A 25,374-nucleotide genomic window follows, 5' to 3' on the forward strand; every position below is an offset into this window, starting at 1 on the left:
GACCGCAAGACCGAAGCGCGGGCCGATGATCACCTCACCGTCGGCGTGACCCGGCATGTGAAGGTGGGCACGGCGCAGTTTGTCGAGGCCGGGACGGAGATTCATTACCACGCCGGGGAGAATGTGGTGGTTGAGGATGGCATGGAGCTGACGGCCAAGGCGGGCGGGAGTTTTGTGAAGATTGATGCGGGTGGGGTGACGATTAGCGGGGCGGAGGTGAAGGTGAATTCCGGGGGTGGGCCGGGAACTGGGACTGGCATTCAGATCTTGGGGCCTCTTTTGCCTGGTCTGGCGGCCAAGGATAAATTCGGCAAGTTGCTTGAAAATGCCCCACGAAGTCATAAGGCTCACTATCTGCTCCAAGACGAAAAAACAGGAGAGTCATTAGCAGGAACTCCTTACACATTAAAGCTGGCAGACGGCACACGTATTGCCGGTTACACCAATGAAGAAGGTAAAACCTTTCAGGCCCATAGCACAAACCCAATCGAAGTGGAGCTGCTGACGCCCATCCGTAAACCGGAGCCTGAGGAGCCATTGATCAGGGCGGGTGAAAGTGCACCGAAGGAAATGACCCTGGACTTCAAAAACGCCAACTCGGAGGGCTGATACATGGCGGTCATGAAACCACCTCAAACGCCGCAGGGCTGTACCAACACCAGCATTGAAGGCACAGTCAAACAGGCGCCATTGCCCAATCCGGACAACAAACCTTATTTGATGGAAAAGGCTAATTACGCTGCACGTTTTCCAAAGTTGTCGTTAAAGAAATCCAAGGATGGCGGCTCTACTGGGCTGGAACTCAAGCAACTTGTCATGAGTGGCTTGATTCGAGCGGACGAGTACCGCTGGGATTTCCGCTGGGACTACAAAGCCGAAGTCTGTTTTGACATGGCCTTTCTTCCACCCAAGCCATTTCTCAGCTCCTCATGGCTGGGCGACGACGAGAAGCCGGACCCCGAGCGACGCCATACCTTATTTCCGTTTCCTAAAGGCTCGGTCAAAGGATTGCTGCGGCGCCCGGATGTCATCATTGTAAAGAGCCGCAGTATCCGTTGGCCGGGACAGGCATGTGCGGATCATCAGGGCGTTGTTCATCCCGATAATCTGGAACGGTTGGTGGAGGTGAAGTTTCCGGGGGACGTGCTTGGAATGGCGCAAAGGGAGGCTTATCTGGATATCGCAGGAGGCCCCAGACGTTTTTCCGTCTTGGAGATCAACGATTGTCGCGACGATGGTGATCGGGAACGGGATCGCGAATACAACAGAGAGCACAAGCCAACCGGAGAGTTCGATCCTTTAAAATGGCCGGTGCTACTGCCTCCTAGGAATCCTGATGAGCCGCCAAGGCCTGCGCCAGTTCCGGTCCCCGCGTACGGTCCGTCAGCGACGCCAAGACCCGCCCATGTGGAAAGCTGGACCCAACAGGTTCAGGCAGCAGTGGATAGCCTTCTGGAACAGGGAGCTAATGGCATCCGAAAACTTTCTCAGGAAGTACAGAAACATCTGGAAGATGCTGCGACTTGGCTCGGCGTCAAAGGTGAATGGATTAGACGCGAATCACAAAAAGCTTGGGAGTGGGTCAGTGAAACAGGGGCTCAAGTCATTCGCTGGACGGACGAGCAATTAAGAGCCGTTTGGAAGGAAGTCCAACGCTACACTGACATAACGTTAGACATGCTCCGGCAAATCGACTGGGTGCAGGTGTTAATCGACTTAGGGATTGCAGTAGCCACAGTGGTCATAGCCTTCGCAATTGGAGCAGCCGTTGTATCAGCGGGTATTCCAGCGGCGATTGTCGCGGGTTTGTTGGTGATTGTGCGACTGGCTCAGCTTTCGTGGGCCTTATTAGCTAGCATTTTGGGCGGTGCCGCCATCACTACAGCAGTAACTGCCGGGTAAAAGAAAACACTATGAATGGATTGGAAAGATTAAACGAGAAGGCTCCTGACCTAGCCTTTGATTTGCCGGATAACACCCCAGTCATCAGGCTGGGATTGATCGCTACGGTGTACTTCAAAGAGGGCTATTTGCTTGAAAGCAAGCAAAAGGTCATGGAGTGTTTCGCCCGCTTCAAGGAGGATTTCGGCCAATACCTCAATGGGCAATTTGATGGTCGCTATAAAAAGCTGACAAACGACAGCTTCAAAAAAACGACAGAAGAAATTCTCGGAACAGATTCGAACGAACAATACGAGTGGCATATCAGTAGCGCCGCGACAGCCGATGAGGCTGGTGAATACAGTCTTTCAGCGCTTAACTCTTTTGAGGTCCATGGTGATCAGAAGCGTTCATACCTGAAGATGACCTTGCCTTGGACGCTGTTGAAAGAAGCTGACGGTGCAGCTCGCTATCAGAGCTGGTTGGCTTATCTCTGCAATCAGGTCAAGGCCGAACATGGTTACGGTGGTTTATCCAGCATCTTGCCTTACGACTTCGATAGCTACATGCCAATGGAGTTTCAACTGGCACAACAGTTTCCCGGGCTCGAAGTGGACTCCATGGTGCATAACTTCAAACGAGAGCTGCTCCATCACATTAAGGGTGTGAACTGGTACACAGTCGTTGGGAGGCAGTTTGTTGAGCGGTTGGGAGGTGAGGCCTCGCTGCGTCACGCCTTTAGCGGCCGTGGTGATGTCGAGGTATTGAATTACGACAGCGGATTGATCATTCGAGCGGGCGAAGTCCCCGAGTTGGGCGCCGAAAGCGACCAGCCTCCCGCAGCCTATGTAGCGGTCAATAGGATCGTAAAAACGCTACGAATTCCCAACCCCGATCAACTGCATACCTATTCTCCTTATGGAGATTGCTTCGAAGAGGACAGTACCGCTCGTTGGTATGCGCGGTTCGACCAGGAAGATACTCAGTCAAAGACTCCCGCACGCCTCGAAGCAGGCCAGCCATGCAGTGTGGCGGGTTATTGGTTCAGCCCCGCTCAAGCGAACTCCCGGCGCTATTTCAATCAGGGTGAAATCATGCCGAGTTTCAGTGGTTCCAACTGGGGCGACACGCTTTGGTATTGGTCCGGTGAAGTGTGACCTTATCTATAAATTACGCTCAGCGGCCACTTCATGGCCCTGAGCGATCACCCGCGCGACGAGTGGAACGACCTCTGTCTGCTGCTGGAAATCGTCCACGAAGGCAAGCAGCCGCAAGTGCTCGGCGAGAACATCACCAGCGACGTCACCGATAACAAGGACGACTTCCACCAGGGCTACCGCAACCGCTTCCTCGCCACGCCGTGGGACGCGCATTGCCGCCCCGCCCTGGAACACCCGAAACCCAAAGTAAGCGTCCGGCAATGTTATCTAGGCAGTTATGTAGACTTTGAGAGGGTGCCCGACTATGCGGACACCTTCTCTGGCTAACTAGGCGCCTGGGCTTATCGATATTTCGGGTGCGTGGCTGACTGGAAAGTTTACCGAACGAGCAATGAAGCATTTTTCATGAGCTATTTTGTGCAGCGTCTGAGCTTTTGCGATCTCAGACCCCGATGCCAGGATCACTTTCGGCCTCAAAATAACTGAGGTGAACTGACCAGCGCCGTTGCTCTCCTCGACCATTGTTCCTTGAGCGTTGTCCTCGTAGGCCACCACAACGATCCCGGCTTCAGCGCAAAGGCCAAGGTACCAAAGCTTGTGGCACGCAGATAAGGATGCCAAGAGCAATTCCTCGGGATTCCAGCGCGTGGGGTCTCCTCGAAAACTGGGATCGGACGACCCCTCAATTGGTATTTTGCCGTTAGCTGCGATTACGTGCGCCCGGCTGTAACCCCGATAAGATGACGTTCCTGTCCCGTTGTTGCCGGCCCAAGTTACCTGGACTTCGTACTCGTGCGCTTTATCTACCATTGATCCCTCCTGGGAAAGTTTTCGAAAAGTCCGTTAAAAAACGGACTCATTGAGCAAGCACCCATCGATGAGGTAGCAGCTCCATAATCTCACTGGCCCGCTGCGTAGGCAGGCGAGTGAGGACGTCCTTCAAATAAGCATACGGATCATGCCCGTTGAGTCGCGCCGACTGGATCAGGCTCATGATCACCGCCGCCCGTTTGCCGCTGCGTAGTGACCCTGCGAAGAGCCAGTTTTTGCGACCCAAGGCCCACGGCCGAATCTGGTTCTCGGCCCAATTATTGTCAATGGGTACGGCCCCGTCATCGAGTGGAGTGTTTCAAGTAACTGGCTGGAGGCTCGGATACGCTGTAACGCGGCTTCGAGAATGTCTTGCGGATTGGCTTCTGTATCGATGACCAAGGGATTTGAGTCGGTAATGCTGCTTTTGATTGAACGATAACGAACAGGAAACGGGTTGAACGTTGGCATAAGAATTACTCAAACGTTAGTTAAGTAACCGCCAGCACCGTGACCAAACGATGGAGGCGGACTGTGTACAGGCTTGGTCAACCGATAACCCGCAAATCGGCTCGCCCGAAGGCGTCCAGCACACAGCCGCCATAACAACGCACCACGAAGACAAAGATGTCCGTAGGGCGAATGATGGCACATATGTATGCGGGATATCAGGTGACCAAACCTGTTCGCTGATTTTGCAGCGATGCCAAACAGTAATCGCTATAGGCCAAGCGCCGAAAGACGACAAAGCGTCCAAGCTTGTAGGAACGAGCCGAAGCTCCCGCAGTTTTTTTACCGACACGAAACCTCTGTCAGAAACTCCTCACGACAGGCGGCACGCAAGTCGGTTAACCATCGCTTAACCCCACGGTCCAAAGCTTTACTGGACCGCACGCCCTCAGCTCCCTCTGACGCCCAGTGCGGCAGGTTCGACGTTCTTTGTCGAATTGACTTCCCGCTGCGCTGGAGACTCACCATGAACACACGAACACTGCTGATTACCACCGCCCTCGCCTGCACCGCATTCACCGGGTTTGTTCAGGCAGACGAGACATCATCTTCCCAGGCGGTGCCTTATCACTACGGCATGCAGCTGCAGGTGGCCAAGGTCATTTCCCTGACTGAACCGCAAACGCATGAATGCAAAGTGGTGACGGCCAACATGAAGTACATCGACAAGTCGGGTAAGCCTGCGGAGATCACGTACCAAAAACTGTCTGACGCGTGCAGCTATCAGAACTGACAGTAGGCCTGTCAGGGTTCTGGCGATCCTGGTGGAATTGGCGCTGGGTCTGGGGTTTATCCAGACCCGGCGCGTATCGATCGAACTGGGTGAAATCGCCGGTTAATGAGCTTTTGACGTCGGCTGCAATAGCGGGTTGTGTGTATTGCGCGCAAGGTCGGAGCGTAACTCGGCGATCAGATTGTTGATTTCCCGGCACCCGTTGAGGCGATGGGCGTCTATGCCGGTGACGAGCAGGTCGAGATGGTCAGTCTCGACGTCCGAATACACCTTGACGGTCATCGACAGGTCCGGCGACAGCGTGCATTGGCAGCGTTTCGGGAGAAAGCTGCTTTCAACGATATTGCGGAGTTCCAAGGCAGAAAGAAACATGGCCACCCTCTCGGTTTGTGAGATTGCCAATCAAAAATCAATGTCGGTCGGAGCTCAAATTGCTCGTTGTTTTTCTTCCTTGGGGAACCTCATTGTTCCAATGTCCCAACCGTCTTCTTGTTTTAAGCGCTGACTCAGTAAGAATCGTGGCCAGCTCAAGACAGCTTCAGCATAAAACATGCCCCGGATTTCGCTCTGCGCCTCGTCGGCAAATCAAGGGTTTGGGAGAAATGGCAATACATCGCGTCATGCAAAATGCAAGAAAGGTCTGCTTCAAGACCTGCATTTTGCAAACACCCCGATGGTGGGTTTGCATTGGCTGAGGACGGCAGTGAGAATGTGGCCCATCCATTCAGTATCCGCTGACCCCACACACACGCAAGGAGGCATCATGGGTGCTTTGCCGCTTAACACGACCGTCGGGCTGATAGTTGCCATTTTGTCGTCCGTAGCCCACGCCGCAACCCTCGAAAACGTCGCGCCGTATCCCAAGCCTGAGAGCGGTTTTACCCGCCAGGTCATTCACCTCGCCCCGCAACAACAGGAAGACGGTTATCAAGTCGAGATCCTGGCCGGCAAGACCCTGACCGTCGACTGCAACCGTCAGCGCCTGGGCGGCAAGCTTGAGGAAAAGAACCTTGAGGGCTGGGGCTACCCGTTTTATCGGCTGGAAAAAGTCACCGGCCCCATGAGTACGCTGATGGCCTGCCCGGATGGCAAGCGCAAAAAGGAATTCGTGCCGGTCGTCGGTGACGGTTTCAGACTGCGATACAACAGCAAATTGCCGATCGTTCTCTACGTGCCCAAGGATATTGAAGTGCGCTACCGGCTCTGGTCGGCATCGAGCCATGTCGAGAACGCTGTTCAGGAATAATCGGAACAGCCCTCACGCCGACACGCCGCTCAACGCGGCGCGTTCGGCTACGTGCCGCAAACTGTCAAAATTGATATTCGCCCCCGAATCAATGGCAACCAGGGTCTGACCACGGGCGCCGGTTCGTGCCACGTACCGTTTGATTCCGGCCACGGCCAGGGCGCCGGAAGGTTCGGTGATCGAGCGGGTATCGTCGTAGATGTTCTTGATGGCGGCACAAAGTTCGTCATTGCTGACGGTCATTACTTCGTCGACGCAGAACCGACAGACCTCGAATCCATGGGCGCCGATCTGAGCGACCGCCACGCCATCGGCGAAGGTGCCAACGGTTGGCAGCACAACCCGTTCGCCGGCCTGTAATGCGGCCTGCAAGCAAGCGGAGTGTTCCGACTCGACGCCGATGATGCGGATTTCAGGGCGCAGGTATTTAACGTATGCGGCGATACCGGCGATCAAGCCACCGCCGCCGACAGGAACGAAGATCGCGTCCAGCGGCCCTTGGTGCTGGCGCAGGATTTCCATGGCGACGGTGCCCTGCCCCGCAATCACGTCCAGGTCGTCGAAGGGCGAGACAAAGGTGCAACCGGTTTGCTGCGCCAGGCTCAGCGCGTATTCCAGGGCAAACGGAAAACTTTCCCCGTGCAGCAGCGCTTCGGCGCCTCGACTGCGAACACCCAGCACCTTCAATTCCGGGGTCGTACAGGGCATGACGATGGTAGCGCCGATCCCCAGCTCGCGAGCCGCCAACGCGACGCCTTGGGCATGATTGCCCGCCGAGGCTGTGATCACGCCACGAGCCTTCTGCTCATCGCTCAGATTGACCAGTTTGTTGTAGGCGCCACGGATCTTGAAGGAAAAGGTCGGTTGCAAGTCTTCGCGCTTTAGCAGGATCTGATTGCCCAACGCCTCGGACAAGGCCGGCGCCGCTTGCAACGGCGTGCGCACGGCAAGTTCGTAAACCGGCGCGGCGAGGATCTTTTTCACGTAGTGCTCAAGCAAGCGCTGCTGGGCGGGGGTGCTGCTCATGGTCGTCTCCTTGGTATCCGGGTTTACACGGTCGGTGTAGGAGCTGCCGAAGGCTGCGATCTTTGCTTTTCAAGATCAAAAGATCGCAACCTTCGGCAGCTTCTACGCCGGTTGCGTGCGCCCGGTAAGCTCAAAACCCAAGAGACAGAAAGTAAAAACCCGCCTCTAGGGCGGGTTGGGTGCTGCAGTCGTGAGCTAGCCCGCCAAATAAGGAATGGCGGTAATAATGCTTGGCTGGCAGCGCAATACGGTGGAAGTCATGGCTGGAAATTAGCCGGACGCTAATGGCAAGTCAATGGCCAATTTTCAAAGGTCGCTGTAGGCTGGCGATTCCGCTCATTGCCCCAAGGAAGGAAACCATGAAGTCTGTCGCCCTGCCCCTCATCGCCCTGATCGCCTTCGCCGGCTACACCGTTTCGGTGATGCTGCAGGCGGAGCAGTCGCTGCTCGACTTCGGCATCAGCCTGATGTCGCGGCCCGATACCGCGCAGGTGGTGATCGATTTATACCTGTTGGCGACGCTTGCCGGTATCTGGATGTACAAGGATGCGCGCCAGCGTGGGCAGTCAGGGTTGTCGGTGGTTCCCTATCTGGTGGTGACGGCGGTTTTTGTGTCTATCGGGCCGTTACTGTATCTCGTGGTGCGGGGGCTTCAAGAGCGGAAAAACTCCGTGAGCGCGACTCGGTCTGAACCGACAGTTGATTAAAGCTTTAGGCAAGCCCGTTTACTTCACCCCCAACTTGTACAGCACCCCGTCATCCTCATCGGTCAGTAAATACAAATAACCATCCGGCCCCTGCCGTACGTCACGAATCCGTTTGTTGAGTTCACCCAGCAACCGCTCTTCATGAACAACCTTGTCATCCTTCAATTGCAGGCGAATCAGTTCCTGACTCACCAGCGCGCCGATAAACACGTTGTGCTGCCAGGCCTTGAAGCGATCGCCGTCATAGAAGGCCATGCCGCTGAGGCCGGGGGATTTTTCCCAGACATGGTGCGGACCGACGGTACCTTCGGCGGTTTCGCCCTTGGCTTCCGGGACCGGCAGGCCGGAATAGTTGATGCCGTGGGTTGCCATTGGCCAGCCGTAATTTTTGCCACGCTCGATGATGTTGATCTCGTCACCGCCCCGCGGACCGTGCTCGTTTTCCCACAGCGTGCCGCTCCAGGGGTTGAGCGCCGCGCCTTGCGGGTTGCGTTGGCCGTAAGACCAGATTTCCGGGCGAACGCCTTTTTGCCCGACAAAGGGATTGTCTTTGGGCACCTTGCCATCGGGATAGAGCCGCACGATCTTGCCTTGCAGTTTGTCGAGATCTTGCGCTGTGGGCCGGTCATTATTTTCGCCCAGGGTGATGAACAGATAGCCGTCGCGGTCGAACACCAGTCGTGAGCCGAAATGATTACCAAGGGAGAGCTTGGGCTCTTGACGGAAGATCACCCTGAAATCCTTGAGCGCCGTCAGGTCATCCGACAACCTTGCACGACCGACCGCTGTGCCGGCTTTACCGCCCTCACCCCCCCCTTCGGCGTAAGACAGATAGACCATGCGGTCTTGTTTGAAATCGGGCGACAACGCCACATCGAGCAATCCGCCTTGGCCCTTGGCCCAGACCTGAGGCACGCCATTGAGCGGCCCCGAAAGTTTGCCGTCGGCGCTGATCAGTCGCAGGTTGCCGGGCCGTTCGGTCACCAGCATCCCTTGGCGGTCAGGCAAAAACGCCAGCGCCCAGGGGTGGTCCAGGCCTTTAACGATCGGCGTGAGCTCAAGGGTGCCCTGCTCGCTTTTAAAATCCTGTGTTGGTGCTGCAAAGACGAGCGCCGTCACTGTTAACAAGGCGCTGGCACAGAAAGAGGCCAAGAGGGCTTTACGCAACATGCACGATTCCTTTTGTCGTCAATAGGGCTGGTTCAACGGTAGTTGCGGTTCGAGTCCCGAGGGGGTGGATTGGGAATGAATTTCGGTTGGCCGGTGGGAGCCTGGCGATCTTGCGGATAGCGATTGCCGATACCGCCATTATCAAGCGTTGGCGGTCGTGGCACAGGCACCGTATTTGGCCCGCGGATTACCGGGATATTGGGTTGCGTGCCTTGCATGCTGTTGGGATTGGCCCGGCGAATCGGGCTGTTGTAGGGATTGTTGTTGCTTCCCGGCAGGTTCTGCGCCAGCAGCCAGGGCGAAGACAATGATCGGGCGTCTGCCAGCGCCAAAGGGCTTAGCATGCCACTTAATGCCAGCGCGATGACACCGAGCACACATCGGTTCATGGGGGACCTCTCATTGAGCGTGCCACGCTTCATGGATGAATAGAGCCACGCTACGCCCAGGGTTCGGATTTGTTAACTAAAACCTCCCCCACAACATGTAACACGAGTTAACGGCACCGCCGATCCGCCCGCAGGACCGGGCCGCCGCCGACTGAAACTTTTGCCCTTGGCCACAGGTCACCTGAACATCAATCGACTGACGAGAGCACGACGATGGCACGGGCAATCTGGAAAGGCGCAATCAGTTTTGGTCTGGTGCACATCCCCGTGTCGCTGGTCTCGGCGACGTCTTCCCACGGGGTGGACTTTGACTGGCTCGACAGCCGCAGCATGGAACCGGTGGGCTATAAGCGCGTCAACAAAGTCACTGGCAAGGAAGTCACCAAGGAGCACATCGTCAAAGGCGTTCAGTACGAAAAAGGGCGTTACGTGGTGCTTAGCGAAGAAGAGATTCGCTCGGCCCATCCGGTGTCGACCCAAACCATCGACATCTTCGCCTTTGTCGACAGCGAGCAAATCCCTTTGCAAAACATCGATACGCCTTATTACCTGGCCCCGGACAGACGCGGCGGCAAGGTCTATGCGCTGTTACGCGAAACCCTCAGCCAAACCAACAAGGTCGCCCTGGCCCGCGTTGTTCTGCATACCCGCCAGTACCTGGCGGCCCTCATGCCGCTGGAATCAGCCATGGTGCTGGTGAAGCTGCGCTGGCCCGCCGAAGTGCGCAGCCTTGCTCAGCTGGAACTGGGCAGTGAAGTGACCAAGCCGGATCTGGCCAAAGGTGAGCTCGACATGGCCAAACGGCTGGTGGAGGACATGAGCGCTGACTGGACGCCTGAGGAGTACCGCGACAGCTTCGAAGACAAGATCATGGCGCTGGTCGAGACGAAGGCTCATGAAGGCAAGATCGAAACCGTTGAAACCGTTTCGGGTGAAGAGGAGCGCAAGACGGCCGATGTTATCGATCTGACTGAACTGCTCAAGCGCAGCCTGGGTGGCAAGGGCGGTGGTAAAGCGGCTACTAAAGCCAAACCTACTGCGCAGAAAAAAACCACGAAGCGGTCGAGCGGCTGACCTCCCGGAACATCCATAAGTTTTGCAGGGAAAATACCGGCCTCTTCGCGGGCAAGCCCGCTCCCACAGGTCCGGCGGCGTTCGTATTAGACGCGGATCTTGTGGGAGCGGGCTTGCCCGCGATGGCGTCATGCGCCACACCTCAACTCAGATCAAAATAAAAATCGCCAGCAACCCACCAAAAACCGCCCATTTCTCCAGGTAGTAGCGAGTACGGTTACGCTTCTTCAGCGCTTTGCCGCGCAGGCGAATCGTGTAGATCCTGGCGAACAAGCGGTTGATACCACCGACCTTGTCGCCGGCGTCGTTCGGCGCGCCCGCCGCCGCCATCACCGTGCGGCTGAACCAACGGTTGAACGCCGCCGCCCAGCGATACTTCATCGGCCGCTCGATGTCACAGAACAGAATGATGCGATTCTGCGCAGTGGTGTTTTCGGCGTAATGAATGAAGGTCTCATCGAACATCACCGCTTCACCATCGCGCCAATGGTAGTTCTCACCGTCGACGTTGATGTAGCAACCGGCATCGTTCGGAGTATCCAGCCCCAAGTGATAACGGTAAGAACCGGCATACGGATCGCGGTGGCGGACCAGTTTCGAACCCGGCGGCAGTTCGGCGAACATCGCGGCCTTGATCGAGCCGATGTTTTGCACCAGTTCAGTCGTACGCGGGCAGAGCTTTGCGGCGGACGGGTGACTGTCGCCGTACCATTTGAGGTAAAAACGCTTCCAGCCACTTTTGAAAAACGAGTTGAAACCAACGTCATCGTACTGATTGGACCGTTTGATCTCACCGGCCCTGAGCAAATTCCGGCCTTCGGCGCGAATCTCCTCCCAATGAGCCTGCAAAGGGCTCAAATCGGGAAAGTCGGCCGGATTTATATAAGGCTGGTTGGGCGTTTTGGAGAACAGATAAAGGAAGCAATTGACCGGTGCCAGAAACGTAGAGTGGTCGCTTAGTTGACGGCCTAATTTGTGGCGCACCTTTCCGCGCAAGTGAACATACGCGATGGAGAGGACATAAATAGCGGCAATGATAAGTTTCACGAAAATCGTCACACGTCAGAAGTGAACAGACTGCATCCCGATGGCGCATTCTTGAGCCATGCCGATGGACGGCACGAGGTCGAGAAAATGGCATATTAGCCGCACTTTGTAACTAATAGTTAACCTTCAACTGTGAAAGTGTGTGCACGTTGTCGCTAACACAAACGGCTTTTTCGAGGGAAGCCTTGCGGTCTCACAACCATTCGTCGCCTATAAAAACGCGGCACGCCATACGCGCCCTGTCTGGCTCAGGCATTGCAAAGGCGGGACGTAGCAGCCTCGAAACGACGCAATTCTGACGCGGCGGCAATTAAATCAATGCTTGGGATGCCAGCGATACGCTTGGTCAGTCCTCTGGAGATGTAACGTGTCAACTCTCAATGAAATCGCAGCGAACCACGCGAGAATGGCTAAGGCAAAAGAAGCAGAGTCGACCGGGTTGAGTGAGCGACACCCTCAAATAGTGGGAAGTTTCGAAATCCCCTCTATCGATGAACAACAACATATTCCGTTGCACCTCATTACCGCAGGGCAAGACAACCATCCCGGACACGCCGCTGGTTATTTGCTCTGAATATCCATCGGGTCGGTCGTACGCTGGAATGTAATTTGGTGCCCACCCTGACCAAGTGCTGGCCATTCAGTAATCCATCTGAATACACACGAGGCCGGGCAAGCGGTGCTGACTTTACCCACAGCCACGCCACGTGTCCCGAACACAACGCTGAACAAAAATAACATCGGGTCAGCCCTGTGCTCCCCGAGGCCCAGCTGTTATTGCTCTCGACTTAAACGCGCTAGGGAAAAGATGGCGAGAAACGGGCGACAGCGAAGGCCGGAACCCGGTGTTTCATAACTCTTAAGGTTTGCTTAAGGACTTTAAATGTCCCCGGCAGAGAAACTTTCCTGAACGATCAGGAGAGCTGCCATGAACCCGCAATCGGTAGATTCAGACATCCCAAGTACCCTTGCGCGACCTCTGGGTGCCCTGTCCAGCTGGCAGGAGCGCCGCGCCAAGGAACTGATGTTGCGTGACATAAGCAGCTGCGTGCGCATCGGCGATATTGCCGAACACTGCAACCTGTCACGTAGCCATTTTTCCCGGGCCTTCAAGAAGGTTACTGGCTACTCGCCTCAAGGCTGGATTTTGAGGATGAAAATCAAAAAAGCCAAAATCCTGCTAAGCCGCTCAATACCGATCACCGAGGTGGTTTATGAATGCGGTTTTGCGGACCACTCGCATTTCACCCGCACCTTCACCCGCCTGGAAGGGATGACACCCAAGGCATGGCGCCGGGCCTTTGAACATGCAACGAGCCATTTTCAGCCGCCAGTGATCGATCGGGACATACCTGACTGGAGAATCAGCGACAGCCTGGTCGACGGCGCGGGACAGTCGCGCGTGCAGGAACTGCACGCGTGGAACTGATCGAGGTCGACAAATGAACTCCTCCCTTTGGCCGCTTGCGCGGCCTTTTTTATCCGGCGCTGGCCGGCGCCAGTGGCAGGTTGAAGCAAATCCGGGCGCCCTTCTCGCTGTCCTGAACGTTCAGCGTCCCGCCGTGCGCGCCAATCACCGACCTGCAAATGGCCAGCCCCATTCCCATGCCGCTGGTTTTGGTGGTGTAGAACGCATCGAAAATCTGCTCACGCTGCTGCGCGTCAATGCCGGGACCGTTGTCCTGGAAGCAGATCTGGGCGTGATTATCCTTGACCGTTGAACTGATGATAATGCGCCCTTGCGCCAACCCGGCTCCGGCGATGGCCTCCAGCGCATTGGTGATGAGGTTGAACACCACCTGTTGGATCTGCACCGCATCGATCCACACAAGGCATTGCGCCTTGAGTCGGGTTTGCAATCGTACGTCGCGGTTTGCCAAGTCGATGGCGATCAGGCGCACGACCTCACCGATCAACTCGTCGATTTGCACGGGCAACCGTTGCAACGGCGCTTGCTTGGCGAGCGCGCGCAACGCCTGGACAATGTCGGCGGCGCGGGCGCTGTCAGATCGAATGTCTTCCAGCCCCTGAATGGCTTCTTCCAGATCGGGCTGATCACGCTTGAGCCAGCGAAGGCTGGCCGAGGCGTTGGACAAGATGCCCAGCAGCGGCTGGCTGATCTCATGGGCAATCGAAGCCGAAAGCTCCCCCATGACCTTTAGGTGCGAGCTACGGGCCAGCTCAGCCCGGGAGCTGCGCAAATCCGCTTCCATCTGCGCGCGCAGCTGGTTGTCCTCGACCAACTGCGCATACAGCCGGGCGGTCTGCAATGACACGGCGGCCTGGGAGGCGAGAATTTCCAGCATGGTCAGGCGCTCGGCGCCGAACAGATTGGGGACCAGGCTGTTCTCCAGATAGACCAGACCGATCAACGCACCTTGTTTGAGCAACGGCAGGCATAACATGGAACGCGTCTGGCGCTGTTGCAGATCGGCAATGTGAGCCTCAGGACAATCGGCTCGGGCATCATCAATCACCAGAGGTATGCAGGTACGCATGGTCGCGTTGAGTACCGAGGCCGGCGCCAACTGCTCGAGTGGTTGCCGAGTGTCCAGTGCGACTCGCACGTTACAGGCCTCGACACAGGCCGTCGCCGCCAGTTGCAGTTCGGCACCGCTGGCGATCATCAGAACGCCATTGTCGGCACCGGCCTGAATCATAAGGTGATTCATCAAGGTTTCGACCAGACGGTCGAGCAGCACTTCTTGCGAAAGCGCACGCGCCGCCTCGATCCCTACTTCAAGATCGAGCCGTACCTGAGTCACGGGCCGGGCCGGCTCGAACGATGGCTCAGCCCGCAGAAACGGGTGCAAGGTTTCCATCTGACGTGCCTTGCCGCAGGCGCCCCACTGGTTATAACAGTCGCGCGCGACGCGCAGATGGTGGTTGGCGCCGGATACCAGTCCGTTAGGTAAGCAGATGTCGGCCAGTTGTTCGTGGGCCAACGCCTGATCATGGATGAAACCGGCCGCCGCCGCGGCGATCTGTGACTGATCGAAGCAGCGGATGGCCACCAGTTCCTGACCGCGCAAACGGGCGATTACCCCTTCGATCATCAGCAGCTTGCTGCGAAAGGTCGTCGGGTTGAGCTCAACCCATGACAGAAAACGCTGACGTTGCCGCTCGAGCTTTTGCAGCTTTTCGACCACCTCGCCGGGCGCCTGCGCACTGCCCAGCGCCAGACTGTAGAACAGGTAGTAATCCGCGAGATTGATATGCGCCGGAATGGACCAAGCCAGCACCGCGGCTTCTTCAAAACGTCGCAATGCGTAAGGGATATCACCGAAGTGAAACGCCGACATGCCGGAATACAGCCACGAACAGAACAGGGTCGTTTGTGACACGCTACGGCGATCGATGGGGCCGAACCTGTCATATTCCGTGCCGTCCAGTTCGGCCAACGGCCGGTGCGTACGCCCTTCTCGCAGATCGGTAGCGAAGGCCTGTTGCGCCAGCAGGATGCGCTCGATGTCGATGTAATGGAATTGACTTACCCAGGCCAGGCCCTGATCCAGTTGGTTCAACACCTCTTGCAAGGGTTCGCCCATGAACAGCAGGTCGGAGCCGATGTGGTTGCAGGCATAGCAGGACATGCCGAGGTCGCCACCAGCCTGGCCACATTCGAATGCAGCGAAAGCTGTCTGTCGGGCGTAGGCCATCGGCCGGGTCCACGGGCAGACCTGATCGAGCGCTACCAGCGTACCTGTGCGCCCTGCTTCATAGCCGTGCTTGTTGGTGAGTTCAAGGGCCACTTCGGCATAGGCCAGGCCGTCCACATATTCCCCATAGCGCTCGGCAATCATCACGCCAAACCAGGCAAACCCATAACCGCAGCTCGGCGTGGTGCCATGCATCAGCGTGAGTTCGACCATTTTCGCCAGATGCAGCAAACGAATATCGTCATTGACGAAGAACGAGGAAATCAGCGTGCTGAGCAACTCCATGGCGGCTTCGATAGGCAGGTCATTCGCTTTGGGCAAATGCACCAGATCAGCGATCTGACGTGTGCCAAGGAGTGCACGTACCTGGAAAAACGCCAAGGCCAGCTGTTCCTGCGAGGGGTTGCGCTGCAGGGTAATGTCCAACAGGGTCAGACCGCTCAGAGCCTCGGTTATCGCGCCCTCGTAATCGGAGCGCAGCGTGCGCAAGGTGGCCCGTAACCGATAGGTCTTCGCCCGATCGAGCACGGTGGTGGCGTGGGACAGGCAATCGTCGAGGCGTCGTTGGGCGCCGGACAGATCGGCCAGGAGCATGTCGCACTCGGCAGCCAGCCATTGGGTGGCGAAGGCTTGGGCATAGAAACTTGACCAACCCGTCTGGCCGAGCAAATTCTCGGCAGTGCGCAGAAAACCCGCGGCCTGCTCGACGGCGGCAGTGTCCCTGGCGCGTTCGGCGGCTTCGACCAACAGTTCAACGAACGCCGCACGGCGATGGGCCTGCAGTGCATCGACGTCAATACGCTGGATCTGGCTGGCGACTTCGAAAACCCGCTCATGTGTCTGCTCGCCCCACTGATCCAGCATGGCGCCGGCGATGCGGGCATGCTCGGCAGCCCGTCCCGACTGCGCGGGAAGCTGGCAGGCAGCCTCGAGTACACGGTCGTGGGGGAACACCAGTTGCTCGCGCTCGCGCAGCAGAAACCCAGCATCGACCAGGCTTTGCACATCACGTTTGATCTGTTCAGGATCATGTGGCACCAGCTGATGCAGCAGCGATTCATCACAGCGCCCGCCGACATAGCCGGCCGTGCGTATCACGTCGCGCTCGACCGAAGACAGCCGTTCGAGTCGCTGCACCATCAAGTCGGCGACATTGTCCGCATAGCGATAACCGTCCACCTCCTCCTGGTTCCAGACCCAGCGGCGACATTGCACGTCAAAGCGCACCAGACGCTCATCGATCAACGCCCGTAATACTTGACTCACAAACAGTGGGTTGCCGGCCGTCTTGTAATGCACGACGTGTGCGAGCGCTTCAATACGCGCGGTGTCAGTCTCCAGTTCAGCGGCGATCAGTTCTGCGACCGCGGACACTGGCAATGGCCCCAGCATGACGCGTGTGCAGGGCACCGATTGCTCACCTCCGAGTACCTCGAGCAATCCACCCTCACCCTCGAGCGCGTGCGACTCGGCCTCGCGGTATGCCAGGACGAGGACGAGATGCCGGGGCTGCCGATCGATGAAAGCCTGAAGGAACGAGAGCGTCGAATCGTCCGCCCACTGCACATCATCCACAAACAGCACCAAGGGTCTTCCTGGCTGAGCGAAGACTTCCAGTACATCGAGCAGGGTTCGGTTGGCACGATCGAGCGCGTGCCGGGCCGGCATGTTCGGCAGCTCAGGCGTGACACCGATGACCAGTTCAGCCTCGGGCGCCAGTTCCACCAGAACCCTGCCCCGCCCTTTTAGCCGTTCGACCAGTTGATCGCCAAGCGTCTCCAGCTCCAAAGCGGGCTTGCCCAGTAACTGGGTCATTAGCGATCTGATAATTTCCGACAAAGGTGCGTAAGGAATTTCCTGCTGCAGCAGATTGCTCTTGCCGCTGGCCCAATAGCCGGGCGCCAGGGGGCGAATCCCCTGATGGATCAGCGTCGATTTGCCGGCGCCCGGCGCACCGCCGATCAGCAAGATCCGGGCGACGCCATCGTTGCCTACCTGATGCATCAGTTCAATCAGTTGCGCGCGCTCGGTCTCTCTACCGAATAAAGCGCCGTCGCGGGTCACGGAAGGCAACGCATCGAAAGCCCCCAGCCGAAACGCGTCAATGCGCTCATGCTCCCGCCATTGCTGTTGGCACCAGGCCAGATCCGCCGCCATTGACGCGGCGCTCTGATAGCGGGCACCCGGCTCTTTAGCCAAGCCTTTGAGCAGCACTCGACAAATACCTTCCGGCAGATCGGCAACATGTATCACTGGTGATTGTGGCTGGACGGCAGCTTGCACGTGCAGCCATTGGGATGGGTCTCGGGCCGTGAGCGGCAGCTTGCCAGTCAGCGCTTGATAAAGAATCGTCGACAGGGCATAGACATCACTGCGCGCGTCAAAGCTGGCATCGCGCCGTAGCTGCTCGGGGGCCAGATACGGCCATTGTTCCAAGCCAGGCAATTCAGCGACGGGAGCTTCTCCACAATGGCTGTGAAAACCCAGGAGCTTGACCGAATTGGCCGCATCCACCATCAGGTGGTGAGGTTGCAGACTGGCATGTCGCACCCCCACTTTTTGCGCACAGGAAAGCGCATTGGCCGCCGAGACGGCGATGGCCAGAAAGCGCCCCAGTGGCAGCCCGGTATCATTGAACAGCTCCATCAGCGGCGTCTGCAACGAGGGATAAAGCAACAAGGGACCTTCGGCCGAGCGGATGAATGCGACAGGGGCAATCGCCCAGGCCGGATCCAGGCGCAGGTGAAAATCACGCTCCAGCCGCTGGCATGTGGCAGGCCGCTGAATCGATGCCCGGGCGGCGATCCAGCCTGTGCCCGATTGCGGATCCTGAAGCGTGAACCAGGTCAGATCGTTTTCCCGACGCAGCATTGCGAAGACACAACGTTCCAGCCAGGCTTCATCGTGGACGAATTCAAGGTTGTGGGATGTGGATGCTGAGGGAGCACTGCCGGGCATGAAAAATCACCGCTCAAAATTCGTTTCAGGCGAGCTTCGAGAGTATAGGTACCGTCCTGGCCAGATAAGGGCGGGCGTACGATCTTGTCCGTAACCGGCATCATGATGGCCGTTGAGAGGCCCTGCGCCGGCGGTTTTCGCACCTGAAAATCACGCGTGTTATCCCTCGGGATAATTGCAATATGTCGGGCCGTCCCCTAGCGTGTAAACCTGATGAACCGAAGTGTCCCTATCATCTTTCCCAACGCAGCGCAGAGAAACGCATGATCCGACTCGGCCAAGCCACTATTTCCCTGGAACGGCGCGAAGCCTTTCGTGATGGACAGCCATTGCGTGTCGGGGGCCGGGCGTTCGAAATTCTCTCCGTGCTAATGCAGGCCGATGGCCGGATCGTCAGTAAAGACGAATTGATCACCCAAGTCTGGCCCAACACCATCGTTGAGGAAAATAATCTGCAGGTGCAGATTTCTTCGCTGCGCAAATTGCTCGGAGAAAAACAACTCATCCAGACGGTCCCGCGCCGAGGTTACCGATTATTGAAAGAACGTGAACCGCCCCTGCCCTCGTTCCATCCGATGGTTCCGGGCCCCTTGGCGCCTCAAGATCAGGAGGCGATCGATCCTGACAGCGTGCCGGTGTTCATCGTGGACGATGAAGCCTCCGTGCGCACAGCGCTCAGTCGATTGCTGCGCGCAGAAGGCATCGCGCACCGCATATTTGCCTCGGCGGAGGAGTTGCTTGGTGCTGATCTTGGCATCGGCCCCGCTTGCCTGTTGCTGGACATAAGCCTGCCCGAGGCGACAGGGCTGGAACTGCAATCGACGCTCGGACAACGCGGGCATCCATGGCCGGTCATTTTCATGACCGGTTTCGGCACCATCCCAATGTCGGTGCAAGCCATGAAAGCGGGAGCGGTGGAATTCCTGACCAAACCTTTTAATGACGATCAGTTGCTGGACATCCTGCGCACCACCCGTCAGCGTGCAGCGACGGCGTTCGTGCAGTGGCAACGCATTCAGAGCGCCCGTCAAAGGGCGGTCCTGTTGACACCCCGTGAGCGCGAAGTGCTGCCGCTAATCGTCGCCGGGCTGTCCAACAAGCACATCGCCAACCGGCTAGGCACCAGTGAAATCACCGCCAAGGTCCACCGCAAACACATCATGGAGAAGATGCAAACGCGTTCTCTGGTCAGTCTGGTCAGCCTGTATGGCCTGATCAGCGCGGAGCCGGCGCCAGCCATGCAAGGTTCTTCATGACTATCGGCACTGGCGGCGCCGCCCCCGCACTGCCCGGCAATGCCATGACCATCGTCTGCATCGTGGACGATGACACGTCTGTGCGCAGAAGCCTGGCCAATCTGCTCCGGTCAGCGGGCTACCGCTCTCGGGTATTCGCTTCGGGTGAGGAATTCCTGGCTCTCGAAAACTTCGATGACGTCGCCTGTCTGCTGCTGGATCTGAAAATGAAGGGCCTTAGCGGAATAGACGTCATGCAAGCGCTTGCCCACCTGGACATAAAGTTTCCGGTGATATGCATGTCGGCCTACTGGGATGAAGCGACCCTGATTGAATCCAGCCGCTACGGCGCCAGTGAATGTCTGCGCAAACCCTTTACCGGCGATGCGTTATTGACCGCTGTCGAGATCGCCCTCCAACCCCGGCACTGAGCCCGGGTTTTCACGTCTGTGCAGCAAGCACCGGGACCCGCCAGGTCAGTTCGACATACAGTCGCCAAGTGACGCCATAACGGCCGTCATCCGATACGTGTTCCGCATTCCTGTCGCGAAAACCGCACGCTATCGCACACATACCCCAAACCACAGCACACCTGTTCAATCGCGGGCCAGTGGAATGCCTGACCATACCCTCGACTACTGATTCCAACCCGATGACTTTTTTATCAGCCCAACGGCACTCGCCGTCGAGCAACCCGACTAGTCCTCACTCAATACCCAAGGAAAACTATCATGGCCCTCGCAAAAGCAGCTCCAGGCAAAACCCTTCTTACCCCAACTGACCATACGTTGATCATGATCGATCATCAGTCGCAGATGTCCTTTGCGACCAAGTCGATCGATGCCGTCACCCTGCGTAACAACGCCGCGCTGGTAGCCAAGGCGGCCCGGGGCTTCGAGGTATCGACCATCCTCACCACCGTCGCCGAAAAAAGCTTCTCTGGCCCGATCTTCGACGAGATCAAGTCCGTATTTCCGGACCACAAGGTGATCGACCGCACCAGCATGAACACCTGGGAAGACGAACGCATCGCCGTTGAAGTCAACGCCTTCGGCAAACAGAAAATCGTCCTCGCCGGTCTGTGGACCTCCGTGTGCATCGTCGGCCCGGCGCTGTCAGCTATCGATCAAGGCTTTGAGGTGTACTTCATCGCCGATGCCTGTGGCGATGTCTCCATCGAAGCCCATGAAATGGCCGTGCAACGCATGATCCAGCTCGGCGCTCGCCCGATGACAGCACTGCAATACCTGCTGGAGTTGCAACGTGACTGGGCTCGCAGCGAAACCTACGAGGAAACCGTCAAGACCTCGATCGCCAATGGCGGCGCCTATGGCCTGGGGCTGATCTACGCCAAAACCATGTTCCAGGCCTCTGAAGGCCATTAAGCAATGACAGCGGCTGCGCACAGGCGTAGCCGCTTTTCACGCCTTTCTTATTGCAACCAGGACGCAAGCCATGAGTCTCCTCCAGCACCTTCCCTCCTGCTTCAAGGGCTCACTGATCGCCCTGAGTCTTACGCTTGCAGGCAATCAAGCCCAGGCGGCGCCACCGCCGCCAGTGCAAACCCAGGCCCCTGGTTATCAGCGCCTGGCGGTGGGTGAATACGAAGTCACCGCATTGTTCGATGGCTACAGCGACCTCGGGCCGACGCTGCTCAAAGGCCTTTCGCAGAAAGACATTCGCGCCATGCTCGAACGCAAGTTCATTTTTACCCCAGGCATGCCGACCGCGTTCAACGCATTCCTGATCAACACCGGTAAAAACCTGGTGCTGGTGGATGCCGGTGCCGGTGCCTGTTTCGGCGAAACCGCGGGCTGGCTGCCCGATAACATCCGCGCGGCCGGTTACCAACCTGAGCAGGTGGATACCGTGTTGCTCACCCACATGCATGTCGATCATGTCTGCGGCCTGACCAATGCCAAGGGCGAGCCGGTGTTCGCCAACGCCACCGTCTACGTAGCGAAACTGGAGGCCGATTACTGGCTCAGCCAGGAAAACCTGGACAAGGCCCCAAAAGACGCCCGTGGCTACTTCGAGATCGCCCGTAAATCGGTGGCCCCCTATGTCGCCGTCCAACGGTTCAAAACCTTCCCCCCCGAGCAGTCGCTGGTGCCCGGCGTGACCGCGGTCAGCCTGCCCGGCCATACACCCGGCAGCAGTGGTTACACGTTCAGCTCCAACGGTCAGAGCATTGTGTTCATGGGTGACCTGGTGCACAGCTTCGCCGTGCAGTTCCAGCATCCGGAAGTGAGCATCGGCTTCGATGTCCTGGGTAAACAGGCCATCGTGACGCGCGAAAAACTGTTCAAACAGGTCGCTCATGACCGTACCTGGGTTGCCGGTGCTCATTTGCCCTTCCCTGGTATCGGGCATATCAGCAGTCGCGAAAAAGCCTTCGCCTGGGTGCCCGTCGAATACGGCCCTTACCAGCGACCGAAAAATGTTCCGCTGATCCAGTGATCACACCCTGGACATAATCCGACTTCACCGCGGGAGTTCCCACTCCCGCCTGCCTATAAAGGTTCGTGTGCAGTGCTGATGTATGCATCCAAAGACCTCAACGCGACCGGCCCCCGGGCGCCCTTCTGGTGGGTCATGTTGCTCACGGGCACAGCCGCAACCGCGATCGCCGCCGAGCCTGTACCCACCGCACAAGGTTTGCTGGCAGGGTCGACGCTTGAGGTGCTCAGCCGAAACTTTTACCTCAACAATGACTACCGATCGCCCTCGCCGGCAGACAAGAGTTACAAACAGGAATGGGCTCAGGGTTTCATCGTATCGTTTGAATCCGGGTTCACTCCCGGCATGATTGGGATGGGTATCGACGCCCATGGATTTCTCGGCTTGAAACTGGACGGCGGCAAGGGGCATTCCGGAACGGGATTGTTGCCTCTGGATCATGACGGGCGCAGTGAACACAACTACTCCAGTGGTGGTGGAGCCTTGAAGTTGCGAGCCTCTCGCACCCTCCTGGCGTTCGGTGAAATGACCGTGGAAACTCCGGTGTTCGATACGGCGGACAAACGCCTGCAACCTGAATACGCCACGGGCTTGTTGATCGACAGCCGTGAAATCGATGACGTGCATCTGGTGGCCGGTCACTTCACTGCGTTCAAGAATATGGATGCGTCCACCAGCAAGGGCGACTTTTCCGGCTACGGCGTGAGCACCGCTACGGGAGGCATCGATTTTATCGGGGCCAACCTGTTCGAAGATCGCCCCGTGGGCGGCGCCTTTTATGCCTCGGCACTGAGCGACACCTGGCGTCAGTACTACGCCAACCTGCACCTGAAACAGTCCGGTTTTTTCCTCGACGGCAATCTTTACCGCACTCAGGACGATGGCGAGGCTGTGGCAGGGGCAATCGATAACACGGCCTACAGCCTGTCGGGCAAATACACCACCGCAGGCCAAGCCTTCACCCTCGCCTATCAGAAAATCAACGGCGACACCCCCTTCGACTTCGTCGGCGGTGATTCCATCTACCTGGCCAACTCGATCAAGTACGCTGATTTCAACGGCCCCCATGAACATTCCTGGCAGGTGCGCTACGACTTCGACCTCGGCACTTTCGGCCTGCCCGGCTTGAAGTTCATGACCCGCTACGTGACCGGGCGTGGTATCGACGGCACCCGCGCCCCCAAGGGCGGTGCCTATCACCCGTTCGACTCGTCCACTGGCGATTACCAGCCCCAACAAGGAGATGGCGGCCGGCATTGGGAACGCGATATAGACCTGCGCTACATCGTACCGTCAGGCCCGGTCAAGGACTTGTCCGTGCAACTGTCCCATGTGACGCATCGAGCAAACAGCGCTCAGGCCGGCGATGACATCGATCGGGTTTATGTGGTTATCGAGTACCCACTCAAGCCGGGATCGCTTTGAGCCTTCAAGGTATCAGGCGACATTAAGGGAGCCCTTATCGGCTGCCGTACAACTGCCGTCATACTTATGCGACAATGTGCTTAATGTCCAACATGAACCCGCATTCATCGCTCAGCAACTTGGCCACAGCGTCCAAAGGTTGCTGACGACGTATGCGCGTTGGCTCAACTCAAGCTCAGACTGGGGGAGCTGGAAAAGCTCCAGATTGGTATCAAAATCGGTATCAAGCAAAAACGACCAGCTCTAACCCATTGATAGGTAAGGTAATTGATCTCCACAGCTAACATCACGATGCAGTTCGGCGCCAAGCCGCTATTCGAAAACGTTTCGGTCAAATTCGGCGCTGGCAACCGCTACGGCCTGATCGGCGCCAACGGTTGCGGCAAGTCGACCTTCATGAAAATCCTCGGTGGCGACCTCGAGCCGTCCGGCGGCCAGGTCATGCTCGAGCCGAACGTGCGTCTGGGTAAACTGCGCCAGGATCAATTCGCCTACGAAGAATTTACCGTGATCGATACGGTGATCATGGGCCACGAAGAGCTGTGGAAGGTCAAGGCCGAACGCGACCGCATCTACTCGCTGCCGGAAATGACCGAAGAAGACGGCATGGCCGTGGCCGAGCTGGAAACCGAATTCGCCGAAATGGACGGCTACACCGCCGAATCCCGCGCCGGTGAATTGCTGCTGGGTCTGGGTATCGGCATCGAGCAGCATTTCGGCCCGATGAGCGAAGTGTCGCCGGGCTGGAAACTGCGCGTATTGCTGGCGCAGGCGCTGTTCTCCGATCCTGAAGTGCTGTTGCTCGACGAACCGACCAACCACCTGGACATCAATACCATCCGCTGGCTGGAAAACATCCTGACCCAGCGCTCCAGCCTGATGATCATCATCTCCCACGACCGTCACTTCCTGAACAGTGTGTGCACCCACATGGCTGACCTGGACTACGGCGAACTGCGCCTGTTCCCGGGCAACTACGACGAATACATGACGGTGGCGACCCAGTCCCGCGAGCAACTGCTGTCGGACAACGCCAAGAAGAAGGCGCAGATTTCCGAGCTGCAATCGTTCGTCAGCCGCTTCTCGGCCAACGCCTCGAAAGCCAAGCAAGCGACCTCTCGCGCCAAGGCGATCGACAAGATCCAGCTGGCCGAAGTCAAGCCTTCGAGCCGTGTGAGCCCGTTCATCCGTTTCGAACAAACCAAGAAGCTGCACCGTCAGGCGGTCATCGTCGAGGGTATGGCCAAAGGCTTTGACGGCAAGCCGCTGTTCAAGGACTTCAGCTTCCAGGTTGAAGCCGGCGAGCGCGTGGCGATCATCGGCCCGAACGGTATCGGCAAAACCACCCTGCTGCGCACCCTGGTCAACGAATTGACTCCGGATGCCGGTACCGTGAAGTGGACCGACGCCGCGGAACTGGGCTACTACGCCCAGGACCACGCCCATGACTTCGAAGACGACTGCAACCTGTTCGACTGGATGGGCCAGTGGACCCAGGGCGGTGAGCAACTGGTTCGCGGCACCCTTGGCCGGATGCTGTTCTCCAACGACGAGATCCTCAAGTCGGTCAAGGTCATCTCCGGCGGGGAGCAAGGTCGCATGCTGTTCGGCAAGCTGATCCTGCAAAAGCCGAACGTGCTGGTGATGGACGAACCGACCAACCACTTGGACATGGAATCCATCGAGGCGCTGAACCTGGCGCTGGAGAACTACCCGGGCACGTTGATCTTCGTCAGCCACGACCGTGAGTTCGTATCGTCCCTGGCCACCCGCATCATCGAGTTGAGCGCCGATGGCGTGACCGACTTCAGCGGCACCTATGATGACTACCTGCGTAGTCAGGGTGTTTTGATGTAAGACGCCTGCAAGCTTCAATGGAAAAGC

20 protein-coding genes and 5 pseudogenes are annotated in these 25,374 nt (G+C 57.6%); 17 read left to right on the forward strand and 8 right to left on the reverse strand.

The window, feature by feature from the left end; all coding sequences use genetic code 11:
* The 4 genes and pseudogenes from FHW68_RS27095 to FHW68_RS00020 all read left to right on the forward strand — a co-directional run.
* Positions 1 to 609 (forward strand): annotated as a pseudogene (locus FHW68_RS27095) (hypothetical protein); the annotation flags it as partial.
* A gap of 3 nt (positions 610 to 612) precedes the next feature.
* Complete coding sequence (locus FHW68_RS00010; RefSeq protein ID WP_095632954.1) at positions 613 to 1,902, forward strand: VRR-NUC domain-containing protein; 1,290 nt, start codon at positions 613 to 615, stop codon at positions 1,900 to 1,902.
* An 11-nt stretch (positions 1,903 to 1,913) separates the two neighbouring features.
* Positions 1,914 to 3,038 (forward strand): type VI immunity family protein, encoded by a 1,125-nt coding sequence (locus FHW68_RS00015; protein WP_183677994.1) that lies wholly within the window; start codon positions 1,914 to 1,916, stop codon positions 3,036 to 3,038.
* Between the two features lie 18 nt (positions 3,039 to 3,056).
* Positions 3,057 to 3,290: pseudogene (locus tag FHW68_RS00020) on the forward strand (type VI secretion system tip protein VgrG); the annotation flags it as partial.
* A gap of 78 nt (positions 3,291 to 3,368) precedes the next feature.
* Here FHW68_RS00020 and FHW68_RS00025 read toward each other — a convergent pair.
* Both FHW68_RS00025 and FHW68_RS00030 read right to left on the reverse strand, forming a co-directional pair.
* Positions 3,369 to 3,851, reverse strand: a complete 483-nt coding sequence (locus FHW68_RS00025) for an OsmC family protein (protein WP_095630496.1) — start codon at positions 3,849 to 3,851, stop codon at positions 3,369 to 3,371.
* A 46-nt stretch (positions 3,852 to 3,897) separates the two neighbouring features.
* Positions 3,898 to 4,161 (reverse strand): annotated as a pseudogene (locus FHW68_RS00030) (transposase domain-containing protein); the annotation flags it as partial.
* 666 nt (positions 4,162 to 4,827) lie between these two features.
* Here FHW68_RS00030 and FHW68_RS00035 point away from each other — a divergent pair.
* Positions 4,828 to 5,094 carry a DUF2790 domain-containing protein gene (locus FHW68_RS00035; protein ID WP_183677996.1) on the forward strand — a complete coding sequence of 89 codons (267 nt, stop codon included), beginning with the start codon at positions 4,828 to 4,830 and terminating at the stop codon, positions 5,092 to 5,094.
* A 102-nt stretch (positions 5,095 to 5,196) separates the two neighbouring features.
* On the opposite strand, the gene FHW68_RS00040 is transcribed toward FHW68_RS00035, so the two are convergent.
* On the reverse strand, positions 5,197 to 5,466 hold the full coding sequence (locus tag FHW68_RS00040) for a DUF1652 domain-containing protein (RefSeq protein ID WP_095630498.1): 270 nt from the start codon (positions 5,464 to 5,466) through the stop codon (positions 5,197 to 5,199).
* Positions 5,467 to 5,857: 391 nt separating this feature from the next.
* Between FHW68_RS00040 and eco the strand changes: the two genes are divergently transcribed.
* Positions 5,858 to 6,340, forward strand: a complete 483-nt coding sequence (eco, locus tag FHW68_RS00045; RefSeq protein WP_183677998.1) for a serine protease inhibitor ecotin — start codon at positions 5,858 to 5,860, stop codon at positions 6,338 to 6,340.
* A 30-nt stretch (positions 6,341 to 6,370) separates the two neighbouring features.
* Here eco and ilvA read toward each other — a convergent pair.
* Positions 6,371 to 7,366 (reverse strand): annotated as a pseudogene (gene ilvA / locus FHW68_RS00050) (threonine ammonia-lyase, biosynthetic); the annotation flags it as partial.
* A gap of 359 nt (positions 7,367 to 7,725) precedes the next feature.
* On the opposite strand from ilvA, the gene FHW68_RS00055 reads away from it, so the two are divergent.
* Positions 7,726 to 8,073: a DUF2834 domain-containing protein gene (locus tag FHW68_RS00055; RefSeq protein WP_095630501.1), complete on the forward strand. Its 348-nt coding sequence runs from the start codon at positions 7,726 to 7,728 to the stop codon at positions 8,071 to 8,073.
* An 18-nt stretch (positions 8,074 to 8,091) separates the two neighbouring features.
* Here FHW68_RS00055 and FHW68_RS00060 read toward each other — a convergent pair whose 3' ends face one another.
* Both FHW68_RS00060 and FHW68_RS00065 read right to left on the reverse strand, forming a co-directional pair.
* Positions 8,092 to 9,243, reverse strand: coding sequence for a PQQ-dependent sugar dehydrogenase (locus FHW68_RS00060; protein ID WP_095630502.1), 1,152 nt, complete (start codon positions 9,241 to 9,243; stop codon positions 8,092 to 8,094).
* A 32-nt stretch (positions 9,244 to 9,275) separates the two neighbouring features.
* Entirely contained in the window at positions 9,276 to 9,632 is a 357-nt protein-coding gene (locus FHW68_RS00065; RefSeq protein ID WP_183678003.1) for a hypothetical protein, read from the reverse strand.
* Between the two features lie 213 nt (positions 9,633 to 9,845).
* Between FHW68_RS00065 and FHW68_RS00070 the strand changes: the two genes are divergently transcribed.
* Positions 9,846 to 10,706, forward strand: coding sequence for a Ku protein (locus FHW68_RS00070; RefSeq protein ID WP_095630504.1), 861 nt, complete (start codon positions 9,846 to 9,848; stop codon positions 10,704 to 10,706).
* 147 nt (positions 10,707 to 10,853) lie between these two features.
* Here the strand turns inward: FHW68_RS00070 and lpxO are convergent, their stop codons facing one another.
* On the reverse strand, positions 10,854 to 11,753 hold the full coding sequence (gene lpxO / locus FHW68_RS00075) for a lipid A hydroxylase LpxO (RefSeq protein ID WP_095630526.1): 900 nt from the start codon (positions 11,751 to 11,753) through the stop codon (positions 10,854 to 10,856).
* A 367-nt stretch (positions 11,754 to 12,120) separates the two neighbouring features.
* On the opposite strand from lpxO, the gene FHW68_RS00080 reads away from it, so the two are divergent.
* Positions 12,121 to 12,327, forward strand: a complete 207-nt coding sequence (locus FHW68_RS00080; protein ID WP_095630505.1) for a hypothetical protein — start codon at positions 12,121 to 12,123, stop codon at positions 12,325 to 12,327.
* Between the two features lie 354 nt (positions 12,328 to 12,681).
* On the forward strand, positions 12,682 to 13,182 hold the full coding sequence (locus tag FHW68_RS00085) for a helix-turn-helix transcriptional regulator (RefSeq protein WP_095630506.1): 501 nt from the start codon (positions 12,682 to 12,684) through the stop codon (positions 13,180 to 13,182).
* A gap of 49 nt (positions 13,183 to 13,231) precedes the next feature.
* On the opposite strand, the gene FHW68_RS00090 is transcribed toward FHW68_RS00085, so the two are convergent.
* Positions 13,232 to 18,283, reverse strand: a complete 5,052-nt coding sequence (locus tag FHW68_RS00090; protein ID WP_183678999.1) for an AAA family ATPase — start codon at positions 18,281 to 18,283, stop codon at positions 13,232 to 13,234.
* A 350-nt stretch (positions 18,284 to 18,633) separates the two neighbouring features.
* On the opposite strand from FHW68_RS00090, the gene FHW68_RS00095 reads away from it, so the two are divergent.
* The 7 genes and pseudogenes from FHW68_RS00095 to FHW68_RS00120 all read left to right on the forward strand — a co-directional run bounded on the left by FHW68_RS00095 (position 18,634) and on the right by FHW68_RS00120 (position 25,347).
* Positions 18,634 to 19,626, forward strand: a complete 993-nt coding sequence (locus FHW68_RS00095) for a response regulator (protein ID WP_095630508.1) — start codon at positions 18,634 to 18,636, stop codon at positions 19,624 to 19,626.
* 44 nt (positions 19,627 to 19,670) lie between these two features.
* Entirely contained in the window at positions 19,671 to 20,036 is a 366-nt protein-coding gene (locus FHW68_RS00100) for a response regulator transcription factor (RefSeq protein WP_095630527.1), read from the forward strand.
* Between the two features lie 300 nt (positions 20,037 to 20,336).
* On the forward strand, positions 20,337 to 20,990 hold the full coding sequence (locus FHW68_RS00105) for a hydrolase (protein ID WP_095630509.1): 654 nt from the start codon (positions 20,337 to 20,339) through the stop codon (positions 20,988 to 20,990).
* Positions 20,991 to 21,060: 70 nt separating this feature from the next.
* Positions 21,061 to 22,065, forward strand: a complete 1,005-nt coding sequence (locus FHW68_RS00110; RefSeq protein ID WP_183678005.1) for an MBL fold metallo-hydrolase — start codon at positions 21,061 to 21,063, stop codon at positions 22,063 to 22,065.
* A gap of 78 nt (positions 22,066 to 22,143) precedes the next feature.
* The gene (locus FHW68_RS00115; RefSeq protein ID WP_183678007.1) at positions 22,144 to 23,490 is read left to right on the forward strand and encodes an OprD family porin; all 1,347 of its coding nucleotides are present in this window, start codon (positions 22,144 to 22,146) and stop codon (positions 23,488 to 23,490) included.
* A 38-nt stretch (positions 23,491 to 23,528) separates the two neighbouring features.
* Positions 23,529 to 23,745: pseudogene (locus tag FHW68_RS27100) on the forward strand (site-specific integrase); the annotation flags it as partial.
* 12 nt (positions 23,746 to 23,757) lie between these two features.
* Positions 23,758 to 25,347, forward strand: coding sequence for an ABC-F family ATPase (locus FHW68_RS00120; RefSeq protein ID WP_095630511.1), 1,590 nt, complete (start codon positions 23,758 to 23,760; stop codon positions 25,345 to 25,347).
* The last annotated feature ends 27 nt before the right edge of the window (positions 25,348 to 25,374 follow it).

It is taken from the genome of Pseudomonas sp. Tn43 (assembly GCF_014192635.1).
Lineage (GTDB): Bacteria > Pseudomonadota > Gammaproteobacteria > Pseudomonadales > Pseudomonadaceae > Aquipseudomonas.